The 20,256-nt window shown below is 63.1% G+C and carries 18 protein-coding genes; 8 read left to right on the forward strand and 10 right to left on the reverse strand.

The window, feature by feature from the left end; all coding sequences use genetic code 11:
- Positions 1–234: 234 nt before the first annotated feature.
- Complete coding sequence (locus IHE47_RS10570) at positions 235–1,632, reverse strand: amidase (protein WP_192105854.1); 1,398 nt, start codon at positions 1,630–1,632, stop codon at positions 235–237.
- A 211-nt stretch (positions 1,633–1,843) separates the two neighbouring features.
- On the opposite strand from IHE47_RS10570, the gene IHE47_RS10575 reads away from it, so the two are divergent.
- Positions 1,844–3,448 (forward strand): electron transfer flavoprotein-ubiquinone oxidoreductase, encoded by a 1,605-nt coding sequence (locus IHE47_RS10575; RefSeq protein ID WP_192105855.1) that lies wholly within the window; start codon positions 1,844–1,846, stop codon positions 3,446–3,448.
- A 12-nt stretch (positions 3,449–3,460) separates the two neighbouring features.
- On the opposite strand, the gene IHE47_RS10580 is transcribed toward IHE47_RS10575, so the two are convergent.
- Entirely contained in the window at positions 3,461–4,408 is a 948-nt protein-coding gene (locus IHE47_RS10580; RefSeq protein WP_192105856.1) for a glycosyltransferase family 2 protein, read from the reverse strand.
- Positions 4,401–5,387 carry a glycosyltransferase family 2 protein gene (locus IHE47_RS10585; RefSeq protein WP_192105857.1) on the reverse strand — a complete coding sequence of 329 codons (987 nt, stop codon included), beginning with the start codon at positions 5,385–5,387 and terminating at the stop codon, positions 4,401–4,403. The genes IHE47_RS10580 and IHE47_RS10585 overlap by 8 nt, the downstream gene beginning before the upstream one ends.
- 186 nt (positions 5,388–5,573) lie before the next feature.
- On the opposite strand from IHE47_RS10585, the gene IHE47_RS10590 reads away from it, so the two are divergent.
- The 3 genes from IHE47_RS10590 (at position 5,574) to IHE47_RS10600 (ending at position 8,273) form a co-directional block, all read left to right on the forward strand.
- Positions 5,574–6,320 (forward strand): electron transfer flavoprotein subunit beta/FixA family protein, encoded by a 747-nt coding sequence (locus tag IHE47_RS10590; protein WP_192105858.1) that lies wholly within the window; start codon positions 5,574–5,576, stop codon positions 6,318–6,320.
- A 78-nt stretch (positions 6,321–6,398) separates the two neighbouring features.
- The gene (locus tag IHE47_RS10595; protein ID WP_192105859.1) at positions 6,399–7,343 is read left to right on the forward strand and encodes an FAD-binding protein; all 945 of its coding nucleotides are present in this window, start codon (positions 6,399–6,401) and stop codon (positions 7,341–7,343) included.
- Between the two features lie 156 nt (positions 7,344–7,499).
- A complete protein-coding gene (locus tag IHE47_RS10600) occupies positions 7,500–8,273 on the forward strand; it encodes a sulfotransferase family 2 domain-containing protein (protein ID WP_192105860.1) in 774 nt (257 codons plus the stop codon).
- On the opposite strand, the gene IHE47_RS10605 is transcribed toward IHE47_RS10600, so the two are convergent.
- Genes IHE47_RS10605 through IHE47_RS10635 form a run of 7 tightly spaced genes read right to left on the reverse strand, consistent with a single transcriptional unit; the run spans position 8,270 to position 16,581 of the window.
- Complete coding sequence (locus IHE47_RS10605; protein WP_192105861.1) at positions 8,270–10,120, reverse strand: methyltransferase domain-containing protein; 1,851 nt, start codon at positions 10,118–10,120, stop codon at positions 8,270–8,272. The genes IHE47_RS10600 and IHE47_RS10605 overlap by 4 nt on opposite strands.
- The gene (locus tag IHE47_RS10610; RefSeq protein ID WP_225561766.1) at positions 10,117–11,052 is read right to left on the reverse strand and encodes a glycosyltransferase family 2 protein; all 936 of its coding nucleotides are present in this window, start codon (positions 11,050–11,052) and stop codon (positions 10,117–10,119) included. Before IHE47_RS10610 ends, IHE47_RS10605 begins: the two co-directional genes overlap by 4 nt.
- Positions 11,049–12,155 carry an NAD-dependent epimerase/dehydratase family protein gene (locus tag IHE47_RS10615; RefSeq protein WP_192105862.1) on the reverse strand — a complete coding sequence of 369 codons (1,107 nt, stop codon included), beginning with the start codon at positions 12,153–12,155 and terminating at the stop codon, positions 11,049–11,051. Before IHE47_RS10615 ends, IHE47_RS10610 begins: the two co-directional genes overlap by 4 nt.
- Entirely contained in the window at positions 12,118–13,191 is a 1,074-nt protein-coding gene (locus IHE47_RS10620) for an acyltransferase (RefSeq protein ID WP_192105863.1), read from the reverse strand. Before IHE47_RS10620 ends, IHE47_RS10615 begins: the two co-directional genes overlap by 38 nt.
- A gap of 57 nt (positions 13,192–13,248) precedes the next feature.
- Positions 13,249–14,592: an ABC transporter ATP-binding protein gene (locus IHE47_RS10625; protein WP_192105864.1), complete on the reverse strand. Its 1,344-nt coding sequence runs from the start codon at positions 14,590–14,592 to the stop codon at positions 13,249–13,251.
- Positions 14,582–15,418, reverse strand: a complete 837-nt coding sequence (locus IHE47_RS10630; RefSeq protein ID WP_192105865.1) for an ABC transporter permease — start codon at positions 15,416–15,418, stop codon at positions 14,582–14,584. Before IHE47_RS10630 ends, IHE47_RS10625 begins: the two co-directional genes overlap by 11 nt.
- Positions 15,415–16,581: a PLP-dependent aspartate aminotransferase family protein gene (locus IHE47_RS10635; protein ID WP_192105866.1), complete on the reverse strand. Its 1,167-nt coding sequence runs from the start codon at positions 16,579–16,581 to the stop codon at positions 15,415–15,417. Before IHE47_RS10635 ends, IHE47_RS10630 begins: the two co-directional genes overlap by 4 nt.
- A 196-nt stretch (positions 16,582–16,777) precedes the next feature.
- Here IHE47_RS10635 and rfbB point away from each other — a divergent pair, with 196 nt between their 5' ends.
- Genes rfbB through rfbD form a run of 4 tightly spaced genes read left to right on the forward strand, consistent with a single transcriptional unit; the run spans position 16,778 to position 20,194 of the window.
- A complete protein-coding gene (gene rfbB, locus IHE47_RS10640; RefSeq protein WP_192105867.1) occupies positions 16,778–17,827 on the forward strand; it encodes a dTDP-glucose 4,6-dehydratase in 1,050 nt (349 codons plus the stop codon).
- Positions 17,824–18,708 carry a glucose-1-phosphate thymidylyltransferase RfbA gene (gene rfbA, locus IHE47_RS10645; protein ID WP_192105868.1) on the forward strand — a complete coding sequence of 295 codons (885 nt, stop codon included), beginning with the start codon at positions 17,824–17,826 and terminating at the stop codon, positions 18,706–18,708. Before rfbB ends, rfbA begins: the two co-directional genes overlap by 4 nt.
- Entirely contained in the window at positions 18,705–19,262 is a 558-nt protein-coding gene (gene rfbC, locus IHE47_RS10650) for a dTDP-4-dehydrorhamnose 3,5-epimerase (RefSeq protein WP_192105869.1), read from the forward strand. Before rfbA ends, rfbC begins: the two co-directional genes overlap by 4 nt.
- The gene (gene rfbD, locus IHE47_RS10655) at positions 19,259–20,194 is read left to right on the forward strand and encodes a dTDP-4-dehydrorhamnose reductase (RefSeq protein WP_192105870.1); all 936 of its coding nucleotides are present in this window, start codon (positions 19,259–19,261) and stop codon (positions 20,192–20,194) included. The genes rfbC and rfbD overlap by 4 nt, the downstream gene beginning before the upstream one ends.
- Positions 20,195–20,256 lie beyond the last annotated feature (62 nt).

The raw sequence follows: 20,256 nt of genomic DNA on the forward strand, positions 1-20,256 counted from the left end.
GATTGCCGACTTCGGAAACGGTGTCCGGCCCCACTGCCTGCGAGGCCGAACAGGCATCCTACGCGAGCAGGACCGATTGCCCAAACAACCAGGTTGGCGGAAAGCTGCGCCAGATGGCATATGGCGCCCAAAACCGCCGGCAGGAGCGCACCCCGTGCGCGAATGCTTTTTGCTCCGATCAGACACCAGAGCCATCGCGCACAGGGTGCTCCTACAAAAGCGCGAGCCCGGGCGTCAGACGACGGCCGGATAGGCCGGATCGGCATCCAGCGTGGCGGCGCACACCGCGGCAAGTTCCAGCAGGCGCAGGTCCGAACCGCGCGCTCCCACCAGTTGCAGGCCCACCGGCATCCCGTTCGGCAAGGTGCCCATCGGGATGCTCACCGCGGGACACCCGGCGAGGCTGGCGAAACTGGTGAGGTCGGCATGGCTGGCCGGCTCCACGCCGCCCAGCGGGAAGGCACCGCACGGCGTGGTGGGCAGCACCAGCACGTCGATCTGCGCGAACAGCCGGCGCATCTTCAGCGTGGCCGCGTCGAGCACGCGGTCGGCCTTCGCATAATCGGCCGCACTCTTCTGCCCGGCATAGGCCAGCATCTCGCGGAAACGCGTCGACACCGGATGCGTGGCATCGGCCAGGTCGTCCGCGAAGGTGCCCAGCATCTCGGCCTCCATCAGCAGCAGGCCGGCACGGCGGGTACGCGCGAAATTCCAGTCGGCGAAGTCCACCGTGCGGCGCTCGCCCAGCGCATGCGCGAGTTTCTCCAGGGCCGACTCGAACACTGCCGCCACTTCCGGCTGCACGCCGGCCGCAGCGAGATCGGGCAGCAGGCCGCTGCGCAGCTTGCCCGGTTCCCAGTCCGGCAGGTCCAGCGCCACGCGGCGACGGCGCGAGCGTGCGTCGTCGGCGTCGTAGCCGGCCAGCACCTGCAGCAGCACGGTGAGGTCGGCCACGCTGCGCGCGAGCAGGCCCACCGCGTCCAGCCGCCGCGCCGCCGGCACCAGGCCGCGCGTGGAAATCTCGCCATGGGTGGGCTTGAGCGCGTACACCCCGCAATAGCTGGCGGGAATGCGGATGGAGCCGAGGCTGTCCGAGCCCACCGCCGCCGCGGCCAGGCCGGCGGCCACGGCCGCTGCCGCGCCGCCCGAAGAACCGCCCGCACCGAAGCCCGGCCTCCATGGATTGCGGGTCGGGCCGTAATGCGGGTTGTCGGTGGCCGCGCCCAGCGCGCCCTCGTCCATGTTGGTCTTGCCCACCAGCACCGCACCGGAAGCACGCAGCCGCGCCACCACATGCGCATCGTCCGTCGCTGGCGCATCGCGCCCCGGCAGGCCGGCGCGGGTGGGCCAGCCGGCGATGTCGAGGTTGTCCTTGATCGCCACCGGTATGCCGTCCAGCCGGCCGATCACACCGTCGCGGCGGCGGCGCTCGGCGGTGCGTGCCTGTTCCTGCAGCAGGCCGGGGCTCAGGCCCACGTAGGCATTGAGTTGCGGATTGATGCGTTCGATCGCCTCGGCATAGGCCCGGGCCACGGCCTGTGGGTTGGTGCGCCCGATGGCCAGCCAGTGCAGCAACTGGCATACGGTGGCGCGGCGCAGGTCCAGGTCGGTGATCGGCGGCAGCGAACTCATCGGCATTCCTTCATTTTTGCGTTCATCCATGAACGCATGAATCAAGAAGCGGCCATCCTTGGCCGCACTCTTCAAATGAGCGTGGGTGGATTATTGCCATCCGCCGTGAAGCCGGCGCAAGCGGGTTTGCCGCGCAGCGCGCGAAAACGGACAATACAGCGACGAATGTGTCGTACCGACGACGCCGCACACCAAATCTGCCGGGGAAGCCATGAGCGAACGCGAAACCATGGAATACGACGTCGTCGTGGTCGGCGCCGGGCCGGCCGGACTGTCGTTCGCGATACGGCTGAAGCAGCTCCAGCCCGACACCACGGTGTGCGTGATCGAGAAGGCCTCGACCATCGGCGCGCAGATCCTCTCCGGCGCGGTGATCGAACCTGGCCCGCTGGACGCCCTGCTGCCCGGCTGGCGCGACAACCCGCCACCGATTTGCGTCCCCGCCACCGACGACGAGTTCTGGCTGCTCAGCAAGACCGGCGGCCGCAAGCTGCCGGTGCCGCCGGGCATGCACAACCACGGCAACTTCATCGTCTCGCTGGGCGCGCTGTGCGCATGGCTGGCGCCGCAGGCCGAGGCGCTGGGCGTGGACGTGTTCCCCGGCTTCGCCGCCGCCGACACCATCTTCAACGAGGATGGCTCGGTCGCCGGCGTGCGCATCGGCGACATGGGCGTGGCGAAGGACGGTTCGCACAAGGCCGGCTACACCCAGGGCATCGACATCAAGGCCAAGGTCACCGTGCTCGCCGAAGGCGCGCGCGGCAGCCTCACCAAGCAGCTGATCAAACGCTTCGAGCTCGATGCCGACAGCGATCCGCAGAGCTATTCCATCGGCATCAAGGAGCTGTGGCAGGTGCCCGCCGGCCGCGTGCAGCCGGGCAAGATCGTGCACAGCTTCGGCTGGCCCGCCGACAACCACACCTACGGCGGCAGCTTCCTCTACCACCTCGACAAGGACCGCATCGCGCTGGGCTACGTCAGCGGCCTCGACTACAGCGACCCGGACTACCAGCCGTGGGAAGCCTTCCAGCAGTGGAAGAACCACCCGCACGTGAAGGACCTGCTGGAAGGCGGCAGCATCCTCTCCGCCGGCGCGCGTGCGATCGTCACCGGCGGCTGGCAATCGCTGCCGAAGTGCGAGATGCCGGGCGCGCTGCTGATCGGCGACACCGCCGGCCTGCTCAACGTGCCCAAGGTGAAGGGCACCCACCAGGCCATCCGCTCAGGCATGCTTGCCGCCGAGCACCTCGCCGTTAGCGGACTCGCCCCGGCAGGTTTCGATGCGAAGCTGCGCGGCTCCGAGGCGATGGCGGAACTGAAGAAGGTGCGCAACATCAAGCCCGCCTTCAAGAAGGGCCTGTGGTTCGGCCTGTTCAACGCCGCATGGGAAACCGTCACCAGCGGCCGCTCGCCGTGGACGCTGAAGAACAAGGCCGACTGGTCCTCGCTGCACAAGCTCGGCCAGTGCGAGGAGCCGAAGCGCGACTACGTGCAGCCGCGCGAGCTGCCGCCGCGCGACCGCCTCGCGGCGGTCTACTTCGCCGCCACCGAGCACGACGAGGACCAGCCCATCCACTTGCACGTGGCCGACACCTCGGTCTGCGTGACGAAGTGCGCCGAGGAATACGGCAACCCCTGCACCCGCTTCTGCCCCGCCAACGTCTACGAGATCGTCGACGACGAGGCGGGCAAGCGCCTGCAGATCAACGCCGCCAACTGCGTGCACTGCAAGACCTGCGACATCAAGGACCCGTACCAGATCATCAACTGGGTGACGCCGGAGGGTGGCTCGGGGCCGAATTACCAGAATCTGTGAGGATACGGACGGCTAGTCGCGCCTGACCGCACGCAGGAGTTCGGCAGGGCATGCCCCTTCCATACCGCACAGGCCATCCCACAAGCCACGCAGCATGCAACGCAGGTTGCGCCACCTGGGACCGATTAGAGTCCCGAACAGGAACAGTTTGACCAGCACACGCGGCAGGTCCTGAGCGATCCAGATGCGAGGCACATGCGGCATGCGATACAGCCGCAATCGGTTGCGCATCATGTAGTACAAGCGCACTGGCCCGTGTACCACGATCTGGCCGACACCAAACGGCAATTGGCGACGCGCATCCCCCAGCCGGTGCTGCATCAGTGCCGCGCATACTCCGTACAGTGCGTAGCCCCGCGCCCGCGCGCGAAAGCTCCACTCCATGTCCACATTGTCGATGAACAGGCCCTCGTCCATCGGGCCGACCCGGTCGAGCACTTCCATTGGAATCAGGCTGCCTGAGCTGATTAGAAAATCGCACGGGATCGACTGCATGGCGCTCTCGCACCAGAGCTTGCGACTCAATGGAAACCCTATTCGCACGAACGGCGCATCCCGGTTTTCGCGCAGATCCTGAAAGCGAGGCCCCACCGCGGCCACCCGTCCGGCCGACGACAAGGCAAGCAAAGCGGACATCAATGCCGCCACCATGCCACCTCCCGGCTCGCTGTCCTGGTCGAGCAGCAATACATGCCGGTAGCCGTGCGAGCGCGCCCATTCGATGCCGATGTTCTGTGCCGCAGCCAGCCCCACGTTGTGCGACAGGCCCAGCAGTTCCCCATCGCCCACCGCGAGCCTCCGGCCCAGATCCAGTTGCCAGCCGTCGTCGCCTGCATTGTCGACCAGTACTACTGCACCGACCTGGGGCATCATGCCGTCAACCAGCCGACGCAGCGCCGCGGGCTCCGGGCGATAGCTAACGATCACCGCACAGACAGTGACGGCTGCAGGTTCAGTCATGGCGCAACAGATCACGCAAGATCGAACGTCCGCCGGTGCCATACCGCCTATAGCAGCCTGCACGAGCCTCTTTCAGGATCGGCGACAACCGCCGCAGCCACGGCAGCCGCCCCAGCGCCACCCGCTGCTCGAAATGAACGCGCTTGTGTCGAACCTGCGCAGCCCGCTCGCTGGCGCAATCGGTTTCGGCTTGCAAGAGGAAATCCTCCAGGCGCTGCAAGCGTATTGCCTCGGCAGCCAATTGCTGGTTGCGCGGCAACCGCAAGTCGCGCCATTTCATGGCCAGCGTGCGCTTACTCATGCCGATCTGGTTGCCACCATGCTGACGGTAGTCGATCAGCGGCTGGCCTATGAAATCCATCCGCCCACTCGCAGCCACCACGGCAGCCAGCCATTCGTCGTGAATCCAGCCATCTGCCACCGGCAGCATCATGCCGACCACCTGCCGGCGGAATGCGGCGGTGGCTCCGGTCACGAAACTACGACGCAATACCACCTCGAACGCACGCCCCTGGTGGATGGCCTGCTTCTCCTGCACCGTTAGCTCCAACGCCTCGAACAGCGAACAGCCCAACCCATCACCTCGTGCATCCACCAGCCGAGCATCACTGTGCAGCAACAGCAATTGCGGATCGCCCTCGAAACGCGCAGCCATCAATACCAGCTTGTCGGCACGCCAGACATCGTCCTGATCGCACAGGAACAAGACGTCCCCAGTGGCACGTCCCAGCGCACTCGAAAAATTTTCTACATAGCCCAGATTGCGAGGATTGCAATGCAGTTGTGCATCAATGCCCTTTGCTCGTGCCTGTTTCACGAAAGCCTGCAGGATTTCGACACTCGCATCGCAGGAGCCATCATCGGCAATCACTATCTGATCCGGCAACCGTGTTTGCATTAGCAAACTTTCGAGCTGCGGCTGCAGATGGGCCGCCCCGTTGTAGGTACACATCACGATGGAAAGCCGGATTTGCGTCATGGCTCGTTGCCTCCGCTGGCGACTGTCCATCGCTGGCCGCGCAGATGCAGCGTCTCGGAATGGCATAGGGCGGGGCATCATACTAAAACGGCCGCCCGGCAGCCGGCAGAACCGCCGGCTCGGGTTAGAATAGCCCACTGTTTCATTACCGTATGCGCCCTGCGGCGCCCGCAGAAGGGATCATTAATGAAAATTCTGGTCGGTTACAAGCGCGTCGTGGATTACAACGTACGCATCCAGGTCAAATCCGACGGTACCGGCGTGGTCACCGACGGTGTCAAGCTGTCCGCCAACCCGTTCGATGACATCGCGCTGGAAGAGGCGCTGCGGCTGCGCGAGAAAGGCGTGGCCGAGGAAGTGATCGTGGTCGGCATCGGCCCGGCCGATCTCACCGCTCACCTGCGCAATGGACTGGCGATGGGTGCAAACCGGGCCATACACGTGCTGACTGCCGACGCCACGCAGCCGCTTACCGCCGCCCGCGTGTTCCTCAAGCTGATCGAAAAGGAGCAGCCTGGTCTGGTGATCCTGGGCAAGCAGGCGATCGACGACGACGCCAATCAGACGGGCCAGATGCTCGCCGCGCTGTGGGACCGTCCGCAGGCCACCTTCGCCAGCAAGGTCGAGATCGCCGGGGACAAGGCCACGGTGACCCGCGAGGTCGATGCCGGGCTGGAAGTGATCGAGGCTGCACTGCCAGCGGTGATCACCACCGATCTTCGCCTCAACGAACCGCGCTTCATCAAGCTGCCCGACATCATGAAGGCAAAGTCCAAGCCGATCGAGACTATCGAATTCGGATCACTAGACGTCGAGGCACACGACCACCTGAAGACCACGCACTATGCGGCGCCGGCCAAGCGCAGCAAGGGTGTGATGGTAAAAGATGCCGCCGAACTGGTCGCGGCACTGAAGCAGAAGGGGCTTTTGTGATCGCCCTTGGTCAAGCCCCGGCCAATCATGGCCAGACTCTCGAATAAAGCCCCTGCTTCCCAAGTTTGAGGAAACCCCATGAGCAAGATCCTGGTCATCGCCGAACACCTGGACGGCAAACTCAACTCCTCCACCGCACGCGCCGTCAGTGCAGCCATCGCCGTGAAGGGCGAGGTGATCGACGTGCTGGTGCTGGCCGACAGCGTCGATGCGATCGCCACCGAGGCGGCGAAGATCAACGGCGTGAGCCGTGTGCTCACTGTCGCCCGCAGTGAAAACGCGCATGCACTGGCCGCCGTGCTGGCGCCGCAGATCGCCAAGACCGCCGCCGGCTACAGTCATGTGTTCGTGCCTTCCACCACCTTCGGCAAGGACGTCGCCCCGCGCGTGGCTGCCCTGCTCGGCGTGGCGCAGGTCAGCGACGTGATGAGCGTGGAAGGCACACATACCTTCAGGCGCCCAATCTACGCCGGCAACGCAATCATCACGGTCGAAGCCGATGCCGCCCACACCGTCGTTGCCACGATCCGTTCGGCTTCCTGGGGCGCCGCAGCCACGGGCACCGGCAGCGCCCCCATCGAGGCATTGACCGTCGATGTCGCGCTGCCCACGCATACCCGTTTCGTCGAACTGAAACAGGGCAGCAGCGACCGTCCCGACTTGCAGAGCGCCAGCAAGGTCGTCTCTGGAGGACGTGGTGTTGGCTCGAAGGAAAACTTCGACATCATCTTCAAGTTCGCTGACCGGATCGGTGCCGCCGTCGGCGCCTCGCGTGCCGCAGTCGATGCCGGCTACGTGCCCAGCGACCTGCAGGTCGGCCAGACCGGCAAGATCATCGCCCCCGAGCTGTACGTGGCGATCGGCATCTCCGGTGCGATCCAGCACCTGACCGGCATCAAGGACGCCGGCACCATCGTGGCAATCAACAAGGACGGCGAGGCACCAATTTTCGAAGTGGCGGACTTCGGGTTGGTTGGGGATCTGTTCAAGCTCATCCCTGAACTGGAAGCCCAGTTGCGTTGAGCACCGTCCGGAACTGAGCCAGCAACGGCTCAGTTCCGGCGAAACTCTGCACCGAAGCTGCGCCAAGGTCTCGCAGTCCTCCGAGCTCAGTCGTCGCCTTCACGTTCAAATCCCTGGAGGCGCGTTTCCTCCCGCACGGCTTTAGAGGGAGACGATGTGAAGTACTTTATCCATATTCCAAAATCCGCGGGGACCTCCTTGCGCGCAGCCATGGTCGCGAGCGGCGCAGGCAACGTGCGGCTGAAACCCATCTACGATCGCGCCGACCACGAACAGTTGCTGCAACGCCCTCCCCGGCTGCCATGCGATGCTTTGCTGTTCGGGCATTTCTCGTTCGGCTTGCATCGGGTGATCGCGGACGACAGCCCCGAATACACGACCGTTTTGCGGAATCCAGTGGAACGGGTGATATCCCTGTATCACCACCATCATCGCTTCCCAAGCTCACCGTACCATTCACTGCTGAACGAGCGTCGGTATACCCTCTCGGACTTCGTGCTTTCGGGACTGACCCCCGAGACAAACAACGAAGTGGTGCGCAATTTGAGCGCAAGCTACGGACGCATCCCCCTGTTGTGTGACCGGCTGGCAAATACATGGTGGCGCGCCACACGGGGTGTTGGCACCCGCCAGATCGACGAGCGCTTCCGCTTGCGCCGTGCGCTTGGCAACGTAGAACGTTTTTTTGTCCACGTGGGTTGCATACCCAAGCTGCAGGAGACCGTCTGCTTCCTGGAAGAATGGACTGGCCTGCCTCCGGGCACGTTAAAGCCGCCGAGGGAAAACGTCTTCCTCGGCGAAAGAGAGGAGGTCGGCCCGTCGACCCTCCAGGTGTTGGAAAACGCCAACGAACTTGATCTGGAACTTTACGAGATGACCCTATCGGGTCGGTTGCCAAGGAAGAAACCGCAACGCACCTCGCTGCCCTAGGCGTTCCCGGCCCCCACGCGCGCGCGTACCCAGGTACCAAACCGCCAGCTGCGCGAACTGCGCAGAGTGGACAGGTAGCGCTCCAACTGAGGACCGTTCATCGCCCACAGCATGGGATAGGTCCAGCGCCGGCCGGCCATCGCAGCCAAGCCGCGCATCGGCGCACCGACACGCCAGGTACGACTGTGCAACAAGTTGTGAATTTCTTCGCGCAAGGCGTTCTCGTACTGTGTGGCGTCAAGGTGGGGATCGGGCTGCGGTCCCGGCGCCGCCAGATAGCGACGATTCCAGTCATGTACCAGATGACGTATGCGTGTCGCGCTACCCGGCTCCAACAGAATCGGCTTGGCGTCCAGCTTGCGCCAGATGGCATAGTGGTTTGTTTGCCATTCTTCGATGGAATGGGCCGTGTATGAGGACTCCGCGTTGTCCCACTTGCGGTAGATGGAGGTGATTTCCCCGTCGCTCGCCACACCACAAATCTCCGCCGTCCGCATCAGGAAATCCCAATCCTCGGTGGTGGTCAGGGTCTCGTCGAACTCGATCTTGAGGTCGTGGAAGCAGGCGCGCGGAAAAGCCAGCGACACCGGTGGGGTGGCGTTCTCCACCAGGTGCTGGAAGAAGTCGAACTTCACGGGGTAGCAGGCCTCGAACGAGCCTATCGAGCGCACCGAGCGGCTACTCACGCCAGTTTTCACCGGTTGCCACGTCTGTGCCACGTTGGCGCTGCGCAGGACCCGCCCCGGGTTGGCAGCCGCCAGGCGCTTGAACTCCTCCACCCAATGACCCAGGACGATGTCGTCATCGTCCAGGATTGCAACATAGTTTCCGCGGGCCGCACGGAAGCCCACGTTCAACGGGGTGGTGCGCGTACCATGGTCGACGCGAATCAGTCGCACCCGCCGGCGCAGGTCGGCATGCGTATCGTCGATCACGCGCTCCACCGCGAGTTGCGCTTCATGGCTGAGCTTGTGCCCGATGACACACACCTCGAAATCCTGCGAGGTCTGTGCGGACAGGCACAGCAATACATCACGCAGGGTATCGATACGCTTCCCCTGGGTACGGGTGACAACCGACAGGAACGGAGCGACATCCGGCACCTCATCCGCACCCCGCAGGCTGGGGCCTGGCAGATAGGCGCCCACGAACTGGTTGATGCGCGCGCAGCGGTCCACACCATCACGCAGTCGTGCGAGATGGTCATGCAGCGGAGTGCCTTCGGCCAGCACCGGATGCAACGCCGGGAAGTGCTGGTCACTCTTGTCCAGGGTGACGTTGTTCTCCCCGATCAGGTGCCAGCCACTACTGAGCAGCAATGAATGCACCAGACTTTCGCTGAAGAACCGTACATGGGTGATGTCCAGCAGGCCGGTGTCCGTGTAATCCCATTTTCCGAAGGCCAGTTTGAAACCCACATCGCGATGCGCCACGTTCGGCACCGAGACCACCAGCACGGCAGCACTGTTTAGGGCGATCCGCCGCAGCATTGCCAGGATCTCGGCACCATTGTAGACATGCTCCAAAGTGTCGATGATCGAGAGCGATGCCACCTTGCGACCGGCCACCGCTGCGGTGATCGCGGCTTCGGCAGCGACAGGATCGGCCAGATCAAGAGCAATCCCGACAAAACCGCGCTCGTTCAGTGAGGCCAGTGCCTCATCGTCGCGGTCAAAGCCGATGTACTCACGTCCCACGTGGTCACGAACATGCTCGGCCATACGCCCGAAGCCGCAACCGATATCAAGGTGCAAGCCCTGCCCACCGGCAGAATGGTCCTGCAACAACCTGACAACATGACCATATACGTTGTCGTGATAGAACGGATTGTCGTAGTTGCTACTCATAGACTGTACCGGTGTTTGGTGTAGTAGTCGCCCACGAATTCTGCGACAGCGCCCTTGACGTCGATCTGCTTCGGCAACCTGCCTTCCTCCATGCGGCGATCGAACTCATTTGCGGCCTTGCGCAGATGCGGCAAATCCGAAGCCGCGAAGCTCTTGAGCAGGCGCTCGGCGATGTCCTTGCGTGAAAACTTGTAAGCCATCAGCAGCGCGGCCTCCGCGGAGTAGTACTGCTCCGAACTGGTGGGCGCCCATTGCCCATTGGCGCCCAGCCGCTTATCGTGAAACACAACCGCCGAGGGTTGGTAGATGATCCGGTACCCTGCAAGCCTGGCGCGCCACGAGAAATCCACGTCATCGCAATACAGGAAGAAGGTCTCCTGATCGAAGCCGTCCAATTCGCGGATCACGTTCATCGGGATCAGCGCACAAGCCGTGGTGGCCCAACCGGTCTCCCCGGTGAGTTTGTGGTATTCCTTGGGATGCTCGATGGGCAACTGGCGCGCCTCCACCATCCCCACGTGGGGATCGTCCAGCGGACGCGCCAGTTCGATCAGGGCGTCGGGAGCCAGCATCACATCCGGATTCATGATCAGCAACGCCTCCCACTCTGTCTCCTGGACCTGCGCATCCACGATCAACGTGTTGTGACCCTTGGCCGACCCCAGATTCCCATCGAAGAACAGGTGGTCAATCCGCGTGATCGCCGGGTGGGCTTTGCGCACGGCGCCCAGGAATTCGTCGTCCAAGCAGGCGCGCGGAGAACTGTCGCCATAAGCCAGCGACACGGACTTGAACACCCCTGCCGCGACCGCCAGATCTGCGGCGCGATTGAGGTGCGCGATGCTCTGTTCCACACGATTTTGCTCGTTGCCGTACAGCACGGAATGTACCCGCAGGTGGCCTGCGTTTTGCCGGTTTTTTTTGATGCTCATAACTTGGTGAGTTCCGAAGGCTGTTGATCGATCCATGCGCAAAGTTGGCGAACGCCTTCGCGCACAGGCACCTTGGCTGACCAGCCAAGCCCCGCTCGCGCCGAGGCATCACTGCAAGCCGCATGGCGCACATCGCCATTGCGGTACTGTCCCGTGACGTGAGGTGCCGGCGCACCATAGATAACCGCTATCTCGTGGGCCAACTCGGCGATCGAGATCGAGGCCCCAGTACCGACGTCGGCCAGCACACCGCTCATCTCGTCCACCGAGCAACGGATGATCGCATCCGCCACGTCGGTTATGAATACGAAATCACGGCGCATCGCCCCGTCTTCGTACAAGGGAATACTCTTGCCTGCTTTGGCCATGCGCGCGAACAACGAGACAATGCCGGTATAGGGATTGCTCAATGATTGGCCGGGGCCGTAGACGTTTTGTAGGCGCAGCACATTGAGCGCCACGTTGAAAGAACGCGTCCACGACGATAGAACATGCTCCTGGGCCAACTTTGTGGCGCCATAGATGCTGGTCGGATGCGTCTGGGTCCGTCCTGCCACGAACGATTCGCTAATCATGCCCGGAAAATCCCATTCCGCTGCGGCTAGCATCCTGTCGCTGCGCTGCCCGGGGTAACGCTCTGCCCCTGCCGAATCGCGCCAAGCGCCCTCGCCGTACACAGCGCGACTGCTGGACAACACAATGCGCCGCGGCAGCGCCTGATGGCGCGCGAAACCATCCAGCATCTGGGTTGTGCCCACTACGTTCACCAGGGCGTGGCGACTGCCCTCCGTCAATGACTGGCCGGTCCCGGTTTCCGCAGCCAGATGTATCACCACCTGGGGCCAAAATTCTCCGAGCAATCTATCCCAGGTATCGGGCTCGGTGACGTCCGCTTGTACCAACTGCACCGCCGGGTCCAATGCCTCCGGGCGTTTTCTTGTTGGATGGATCTGCGGATGCAGGTTGTCCACGGCGATCACCCGACCAAACGCCTGCGCCAGCCGTGCGGAGATGGCGCAACCGATAAAGCCAGCCCCCCCGGTGACCAGGCAGGTGGTGAAGGGGTCAGGTCGTTCCATTGACACGCTCGATGAGTTGGACATCAGATTTCCTCGACAGGCTGTTGCGCGGCTTCAGCGCCAGCATCGGCTTTTCCACGAAATGCCAAGAAAGCACAGCCAATAGCAGCGCAGGGGGGAGACTTAGTAGAGCATTTGACCATGGACCCAGCTGACCATGGGTCAACCGGTTGACGATCTGCTGGCACAGAAAGCCATAGAGATAAATGCCATATGAAAAATCACCGTATTTGCCAACACCACTGAGTAAGGAATTGGCATTCAGCGCCACGGCAAGTGTCACGTAAGGCACCAGTACATATAACGCGATCTCGGAGCTGATTCGTCCGGTGGGCTGAATCAGCGCCACCGCGATTACCAAGAACAACCCGAATACGGGATCCAGGAATTCCTCTAGACGCAAATCCCGAACCAGCGCACCGAGAAAGAAATAAGGCGCCACATCGAGCAGGCTGATCAGATCGGTACCGTAAAACACCGGATGCTGCGCTGGCTGGTGCGCCCGGGCGTACCACAAGCTGATCGAGCACAGGCCAAATGCAAACAGCGCGAACATCGAATGACTCTTCGCGCGCTGCTGGATCCAGCACACCATCGGCAGCAACAAATACATCGTAAATTCCACCGGCAGGCTCCACAGCGAGCCGTTCACGGCTATCGGATACGGGTTGAACTGAAACAGTCCCGGAAGGTCGTAGACTGGCCGCAGCAACACGTTCACGAGGTAGTAATAGGTGTGCGCATACCCGAAATAGGTGCGCAACGGAATATCGGTTATCAACGGCCCGGCGATGAATACCGTCAACAGACACAGCACCACCAGTGCCGGAAATATGCGCAGCGCCCGTTTCTGCAGGTACGGAATTGCGCTGGGCTGGAGACTCCAGCTTGTGCATATCAAGTACCCGCTGATGACGAAAAAGACTTTGACGGCGACAGCCTGCACCGAACTACCCAGCAGGCTCAAGTCGAGGCTTTTGGTAAGCGGATGTGCGTGCCCGAAAATGACTGCAATCGCCGCCAGCAGGCGTAGGGCATCAAAATTGTTCGTGCGATGCATGACTCGTTCCTGTAGTTTTACAAGCACCTATCCTGACCGTCGTCAGGATCGAACTGCTCACGCCGAAGCGTCCTCGATGCAAATGTTCCACATGGGAATTCCGACCAGTCCTGTGCTGACCTGGCTGGAATGACTGCTCACGACCAATGCATCGTGATACCAGTGATGCACCACATGGGAATCCTGACTCCCCTCCGATACCGCGACCGAGACCGCATATTCCCCTGCTGGAAGAATCGGCATTCGGAATTCGAAAATCGCAACCTTTTCCTGGCCTGCTTCGCAGCATACTGGTCGATCGACATAAGCCAAGAACGTGTTGTCGCCAAACAGGGATTGGCCCTGCTTGTTCTTCACCAGAAACCCCACGATCACATTCGTCAGCGGCTGCAGTGCGCGAAAACGCACACACAGGCGCACGGATTCACCGCCAATCGCCCACGATAGGAGCCCACCATCAGGCTGTGTCAGGTGCACGGCGGTCACCTTCGCCCCACCCTTTCCGAAGCTCTCCGCATGGGTGTCGAAGCGGCCGACTTGAAGATCGTTGCGCAGGTTGGATGCAAGCACCAGTTCGCGCCGCGCATCAACATAGTCCATGGCTTCGCTCGATCGTCCCTCGGCCAGCGTCATGCCGCTACTCAACCGATCACCACCCTGATTGGCGAGATACATATCTGCCAGATAATGCTGAGTCACCCGCTTAGGCGTGTCGTCCATGCGGATCGCTCCTTCGGACAGCCAGATGGCACGATCGCAGAGCGCACTGATCGCGCTGCTGTCATGACTTACAAACAGCAACGTGCCACCCTTTTCACGGAACCGACGCAGAAAGCGCATGCACTTCTGTACGAAGTATGCGTCACCGACCGCCAGCGCCTCGTCGATCACCAACACGTCCGCATCCACATGGGCAATCACTGCAAAAGCGAGCCGCATGAACATGCCACTGGAATATGTTTTGACGGGCTGCAGAACGTATTCGCCGATATCCGCAAAAGCCACGATCTCGTCATAGCGCCGCTCGATCTCATCCTGGGAGAGGCCAAGGATCTGCGCACTCATGAAGATATTTTCGCGCCCGGTAAATTCCGGGTTGAATCCGGCCCCCAACTCCAGCAGCGCGGCGATGCGGCCATGCACCAAGCAATGTCCGGAATTCGCCGAAACCACACCACAAAGGATCTGCAGCAAAGTGGATTTACCGGCGCCATTACGACCGACGATGCCTACCGTTTCGCCCCGGCGTACCTGGAACGAAATGTCCCGCAGCACCTCATGTTCCTGGTAAAACCGGCGGCGCCCGCGGAACAGCATTTGCAACAGGCGATGCGATGGTTTTTCGAAGATCAGGTAGCTCTTGCAGAGCTGATGTACGTCGATGGCAATTTCAAAGGACATCGGCGAAACCGTTCTTTGTACGCATGAACCACCAGTATCCGAACACCAATATCGCGTATGCGAAGAGCGCATATAGGCCCAGTGTGCCCCAATGCGGGAAGCCACCCTGCAACGTCACCTGCCGGAGTTCATTGACAGGAAGGGTCAAGGGGTTTAGGTCCAGCCAGCCGCGGTATTCCGGTGGCACCATATCCACCGGATACAGGATGGGGCTGAGATACATCAGGACCATGGCAAGAATGCCGGTAACCTGGGCAATATCGCGCAGGTACACCCCAAGAGAAGCCAGGAAATACGCCACGCCCAGCACCAGCATCAGCAGTGGCAGCACCACCAGCGGCGCGAAGATCCAAGTCCATGGCAACGCTCCGGTCAGCAGCAATTCGCCAGCCAATAGAATCAGCATCGCCAGCAGCAGATTGACCAAGGCCCCACCGACCGTGACAGCCGGGAGCACGTCCAGTGGGAATATCACTTTCTTGACATAGTTGTCGTTCTGGACAATGAGGGTCGGCGCCTTGTTGATTACGTCACTCAGAAAAATGAACAGTATCAGCCCCGAGTAAATAACCAGGCTGAAATTTTGCTGGGCCGATCCCCAGCGGGCATGCATCACTACACCGAACACGAAGCTGAATAGCGCGAGCAGCGCTAATGGATTGAGCATGGACCACAAAAAACCCAGCACCGAGCCTTTGTAGCGCAGACTTACATCGCGAACGACCAAGCGATACAGCAACAACCGATGGCGGCGCAACTCGACGAAAGGCGCCACCAGTGGTAACCACGCACCACGCAAAGGGATCGAAAGAACGCGGTCGGTCATCGCAGCGCCGCATCCAGTTCGGCTTTCAGATCCGCAACATCCTCCACTCCTACCGAAAGCCGCACCAAGCCGTCGCTGATACCCAACCGTTTGCGGTTCGCCGGTGGCACCGAGGCATGAGTCATGATGGCGGGATGCTCGATCAGGCTTTCCACGCCACCGAGCGATTCGGCGAGCGAAAATAATTTGCATCGCTCCAGCATTCGGCGCGCCTTCTTCAAGCCGCCCTCCACTTCGATGGTGATGATGCCACCGAAACCATGCATCTGGCGCTTGGCCAGCGCATGTTGCGGGTGACTCTTCAGGCCCGGATAAATCACCTGCCCGACTGCCGGTTGTTTTTGCAACCAACCCGCCAGCTCCAAGGCGCTGGCGCAATGCTGGCGCATGCGCAGATGCAGGGTCTTCAGGCCGCGCATGGCGAGGAAGGCATCGAACGGTCCGGCGACTGCACCCACCGAGTTCTGCAGGAACGCCATGCGCTCGGCCAGTTCCGGATTGCTGGCGACCACGATGCCACCCACCATGTCGGAATGACCATTGAGGTATTTGGTGGCCGAATGCAGCACCAGGTCCGCGCCGAATTCCAATGGACGCTGCACCATCGGCGAGCAGAAAGTGTTGTCCACCACCAGGATCAGGCCGTGCTTCTTCGCGAAGGCGGCGACCTTGGCCAGGTCGACCAGCTTCAGCATCGGATTGGTCGGCGTCTCCGCCCAGATCATCCGCGTATTCGGTTTGAGCGCAGCCTTCAGCGCCGCGCCGTCGTTGAGGTCGATGAAGCTGAAATCCAGCCCCGCGGAACGACGACGCACCCGCTCGAACAGGCGATAACTGCCGCCGTAGAGGTCATCCATCGCAATCACATGGCTGCCCGAGTCGAGCAGGTCCAGTACCGTGGCCGCCGCCGCCAGGCCGGAAGCAAAGGCGAAACCCGCCACGCCGCCTTCGAGGTCCGCCACGCAACGCTCGTACGCCATGCGCGTAGGATTTTGCGTGCGCGAATATTCGTAACCCTTGTGCTTGCCGGGGCTCTCCTGGACATAGGTCGAGGTGGCATAGATCGGCGTCATGATCGCGCCGGTCGAAGGATCCGGGTGCTGACCGGCATGGATGGCGCGGGTACCGAGGCCGAGGCTGTCGACGGGTATCTTTTTGGGCATGACGGGCAACCATAGCTGTGCGGCAATTGCCGAGAACCGGCCACCGCGTGTAATGAATCACGCATTGTACCCGCGGGATCAGCAGTTGCCTTAACCAAAGCCGGCGCTCGAACCGAATGTCGAACGCCTGCGCCTTTGAGTCGCGGGGCACACATGCAAAAATGGGTCTTTGTTGCCACACGGATCACGTGCCCTCATGCAAACCCTTCTAGTCACCGGCGGCGCCGGCTTCATCGGCGCGAACTTCGTGCTGCAGGCCGTGGCCGATGGCTTCGCCGTGGTGAACCTCGACAAGCTCACCTACGCCGGCAACCTCGACACCCTGGCCTCGCTCGATGGCAACGATCGCCACCTGTTCGTGCAGGGCGACATCGGCGACCGCGCGCTGGTGGCGAAGCTGCTGGCCGGGCACAAGCCCGACGCCATCGTGAACTTCGCCGCCGAGTCGCACGTGGACCGCTCCATCGACGGCCCCGCCGAGTTCGTGCAAACCAACGTGGTCGGCACGCTGGGCCTGCTGGAAGGCGCGCGCGACTACTGGCGCAGCCTGGAAGGCGCCGCGCGCGAAAACTTCCGCTTCCTGCACGTCTCCACCGACGAGGTGTACGGCTCGCTGGGCGAGACCGGCATGTTCACCGAGACCACGCCGTACGCGCCGAACTCGCCGTATTCGGCATCGAAGGCCGCTTCCGACCACCTGGTGCGCGCCTTCCACCACACCTACGGCCTGCCGGTGCTCACCACCAACTGCTCGAACAACTACGGCCCGTACCAGTTCCCCGAGAAGCTCATCCCGCTGGTGACCGCCAAGGCGCTGGCCGGCGAGTCGCTGCCGGTATACGGCGACGGCCTCAACATCCGCGACTGGCTGTTCGTGGGCGACCACTGCTCGGCCATCCGCCGCGTGCTGGAAGCCGGCCGCACGGGTGAGACCTACAACGTGGGCGGCAACGCCGAGCGCACCAACATCACCGTGGTGAAGACGATCTGCGCCTTGCTGGACGAACGCCGCCCGCTGGCCGATGGCCGCCAGCGCGAGTCGCTGATCACCCACGTGAAGGACCGCCCCGGCCACGACCGCCGCTATGCGATCGACTCGTCCAAGCTGCAGCGCGAGCTGGGCTGGAAACCCTCGCAGACCTTCGAGAGCGGCATCGCCGCCACGGTGGACTGGTACCTCGCCAACCAGCCCTGGGTGCAGCGCGTGCTGGACGGCAGCTACCGCATGGAGAGGCTCGGCCAATGACCGCCAAGGGCATCATCCTCGCCGGCGGTTCCGGCACCCGCCTGCACCCGATCACCCGCGCGGTGAGCAAGCAGCTGCTGCCGGTGTACGACAAGCCGATGATCTACTACCCGCTGGCCACGCTGATGCTGGCGGGCATCCGCGAGATCCTGGTCATCAACACGCCGCACGAGCAGGCGATGTTCCAGCGCCTGCTGGGCGACGGCGCGCAGTGGGGCATCGACATCCACTACGCGGTGCAGCCCTCGCCGGACGGCCTGGCGCAGGCGTTCACCATCGGCCGCGATTTCATCGCCGGCCAGCCCAGTTGCCTGGTGCTGGGCGACAACATCTTCTACGGCCATGGCTTCACCGAACGGCTGAAGCGCGCCGCCGCCCGCGAGCACGGCGCCACCGTCTTCGGCTACTGGGTGAAGGATCCCGAGCGTTACGGCGTGGCGGAGTTCGACGCCAGCGGCAAGGTGGTCGGGCTGGAGGAAAAGCCGGCGCAACCCAAGTCGCACTACGCCGTCACCGGCCTGTATTTCTACGACAAGCGCGTCTGCGACTACGCCGCCGCGCTGAAGCCCTCGCCGCGCGGCGAACTGGAAATCACCGACCTCAACCGCTGCTACCTCGACGACGGCTCGCTGCACCTGGAGCAGCTCGGCCGCGGCTTCGCGTGGCTGGATACCGGCACGCACGAATCACTGATGGAGGCGGGCAACTACATCGAGACGATCGAGAATCGCCAGGGCCTCAAGGTCTGCTGCCCGGAGGAGATCGCCTACCTCAACGGCTGGATCGGCGCGGAGCAACTGCTGGCGCTGGCCGCCCCGCTGGCCAAGACCGGCTATGGCCAGTACCTGCAGAAAGTCGCGAAGGAGGGCGTGGCCCGATGAAGGTGATGGCGACGCGCCTGCCCGGCGCAGTGGTGATCGAGCCGCAGGTGTTCGGCGACTCGCGCGGTTTCTTCTACGAGAGCTACAACGAGGCGAAATACCGCGAGGCCGGCATCGACCGCCGCTTCGTGCAATCCAACGTGTCGCGCTCGGCGCGCGGCGTGCTGCGCGGCCTGCACTACCAGTGGCCCAACCCGCAGGGCAAGCTGGTCAGCGTGCTGGAGGGCGAGGTCTACGACGTGGCGGTGGACATCCGTCGCGGCTCGCCCACGTTCGGCCAGTGGGCTGGCGTGATGCTCACCGAGGAGAACCATCGCCACTTCTGGGTGCCGGAGGGCTTCGCCCACGGCTTCTGCGTGGTCTCCGAGTTCGCCACCTTCGCCTACCAGTGCACTGCGCTGTACGACGCCAAGGCCGACGCCGGCATCCGCTGGAACGATGCCGCGCTCGGCATCGACTGGCCGATCAGCGAACCGCTGCTGTCGGACAAGGACGGCAAGACGCCGTTGCTGGCCGAGGTGCCTGCCGAGCGCCTGCCGGTGTACGCGCCGTGAGGATTCTCCTGCTTGGCGCCAACGGCCAACTCGGCCGCAGCTTCATCGAGGATGGCGGCTTGGCTGCACGCGGCGGATTGATCGCCGCCAGTCGCGATGGCCGGCGTTACGACGACGCCAGCATCGAAACCGCCGACCTTTCCGCCCCGGACAGTCTGCCGGCCCTGCTCGACCGCGTGCGACCCGACGTGATCATCAACGCCGCCGCCTACACCGCCGTGGACCGCGCCGAGCAGGAGGAAGCGCTGGCCACCCGCGTCAACGGCGAAGCCGTCGGCGTGCTGGGCCGCTGGGCCGCTGCGCACGGCGCCCTGGTGATCCATTACTCCACCGACTATGTGTTCGACGGCGCGGCCGGCGCACCCTATCCGGTCGATGCGCCCACGGCACCGCTGGGCGCGTACGGCCGCAGCAAACTGGCCGGCGAGCAGGCACTGGGCGACAGCGGCGCGGCACATTTCATCCTCCGCACCGCGTGGGTGTACGCGCCGCACGGCCAGAACTTCCTGCGCACCATGCTGCGCGTGGGCGCCGAGCGCGACGAACTGCGCGTGGTGGCCGACCAGATCGGCGCGCCCACCAGCACCGCGCTGATCGTGGCGGGCACGCTGGCCGCGCTGGATGCGTGGCGAACTGCGGACGCCGGACAACGCAATGCGTTCGTCGGCACGCATCACCTCGTCGCCAGCGGCCACACCAGTTGGCATGGCTTCGCCTCGATGATCTTCGACGGCGCCGTCGAGCGTGGCCTGATCGCACGCGCGCCGCATGTGGCGGCCATCGCCACCGCGGATTACCCGACGCCGGCACGACGCCCTGCCTGGTCGGTACTCGATAACACGGGCTTCCAGCAGCGCTTCGGCTATGCTTTGCCCGATTGGCAAAGCGGCCTGGACGACGTGCTGGATGCGCTTTCGCACCAGCACGCCTGAACCGCCGACGGGAGTGCACCCTGTGCGCGAATGCTCCTGGCCTGGGCCAGGCATCAGAGCAT

It is taken from the genome of Rhodanobacter sp. DHB23, from assembly GCF_014842975.1.
Taxonomy (GTDB): domain Bacteria; phylum Pseudomonadota; class Gammaproteobacteria; order Xanthomonadales; family Rhodanobacteraceae; genus Rhodanobacter_A.

Bases quoted from the DNA above. Each gene is read 5' to 3' on its own strand.
- IHE47_RS10570 (WP_192105854.1), bottom strand. From the start codon at position 1,632: ATGAGTTCGCTGCCGCCGATCACCGACCTGGACCTGCGCCGCGCCACC.
- IHE47_RS10575 (WP_192105855.1), top strand. From the start codon at position 1,844: ATGAGCGAACGCGAAACCATGGAATACGACGTCGTCGTGGTCGGCGCC.
- IHE47_RS10580 (WP_192105856.1), bottom strand. From the start codon at position 4,408: ATGACTGAACCTGCAGCCGTCACTGTCTGTGCGGTGATCGTTAGCTAT.
- IHE47_RS10585 (WP_192105857.1), bottom strand. From the start codon at position 5,387: ATGACGCAAATCCGGCTTTCCATCGTGATGTGTACCTACAACGGGGCG.
- IHE47_RS10590 (WP_192105858.1), top strand. From the start codon at position 5,574: ATGAAAATTCTGGTCGGTTACAAGCGCGTCGTGGATTACAACGTACGC.
- IHE47_RS10595 (WP_192105859.1), top strand. From the start codon at position 6,399: ATGAGCAAGATCCTGGTCATCGCCGAACACCTGGACGGCAAACTCAAC.
- IHE47_RS10605 (WP_192105861.1), bottom strand. From the start codon at position 10,120: ATGAGTAGCAACTACGACAATCCGTTCTATCACGACAACGTATATGGT.
- IHE47_RS10610 (WP_225561766.1), bottom strand. From the start codon at position 11,052: ATGAGCATCAAAAAAAACCGGCAAAACGCAGGCCACCTGCGGGTACAT.
- IHE47_RS10615 (WP_192105862.1), bottom strand. From the start codon at position 12,155: ATGTCCAACTCATCGAGCGTGTCAATGGAACGACCTGACCCCTTCACC.
- IHE47_RS10620 (WP_192105863.1), bottom strand. From the start codon at position 13,191: ATGCATCGCACGAACAATTTTGATGCCCTACGCCTGCTGGCGGCGATT.
- IHE47_RS10625 (WP_192105864.1), bottom strand. From the start codon at position 14,592: ATGTCCTTTGAAATTGCCATCGACGTACATCAGCTCTGCAAGAGCTAC.
- IHE47_RS10630 (WP_192105865.1), bottom strand. From the start codon at position 15,418: ATGACCGACCGCGTTCTTTCGATCCCTTTGCGTGGTGCGTGGTTACCA.
- IHE47_RS10635 (WP_192105866.1), bottom strand. From the start codon at position 16,581: ATGCCCAAAAAGATACCCGTCGACAGCCTCGGCCTCGGTACCCGCGCC.
- rfbB (WP_192105867.1), top strand. From the start codon at position 16,778: ATGCAAACCCTTCTAGTCACCGGCGGCGCCGGCTTCATCGGCGCGAAC.
- rfbA (WP_192105868.1), top strand. From the start codon at position 17,824: ATGACCGCCAAGGGCATCATCCTCGCCGGCGGTTCCGGCACCCGCCTG.
- rfbC (WP_192105869.1), top strand. From the start codon at position 18,705: ATGAAGGTGATGGCGACGCGCCTGCCCGGCGCAGTGGTGATCGAGCCG.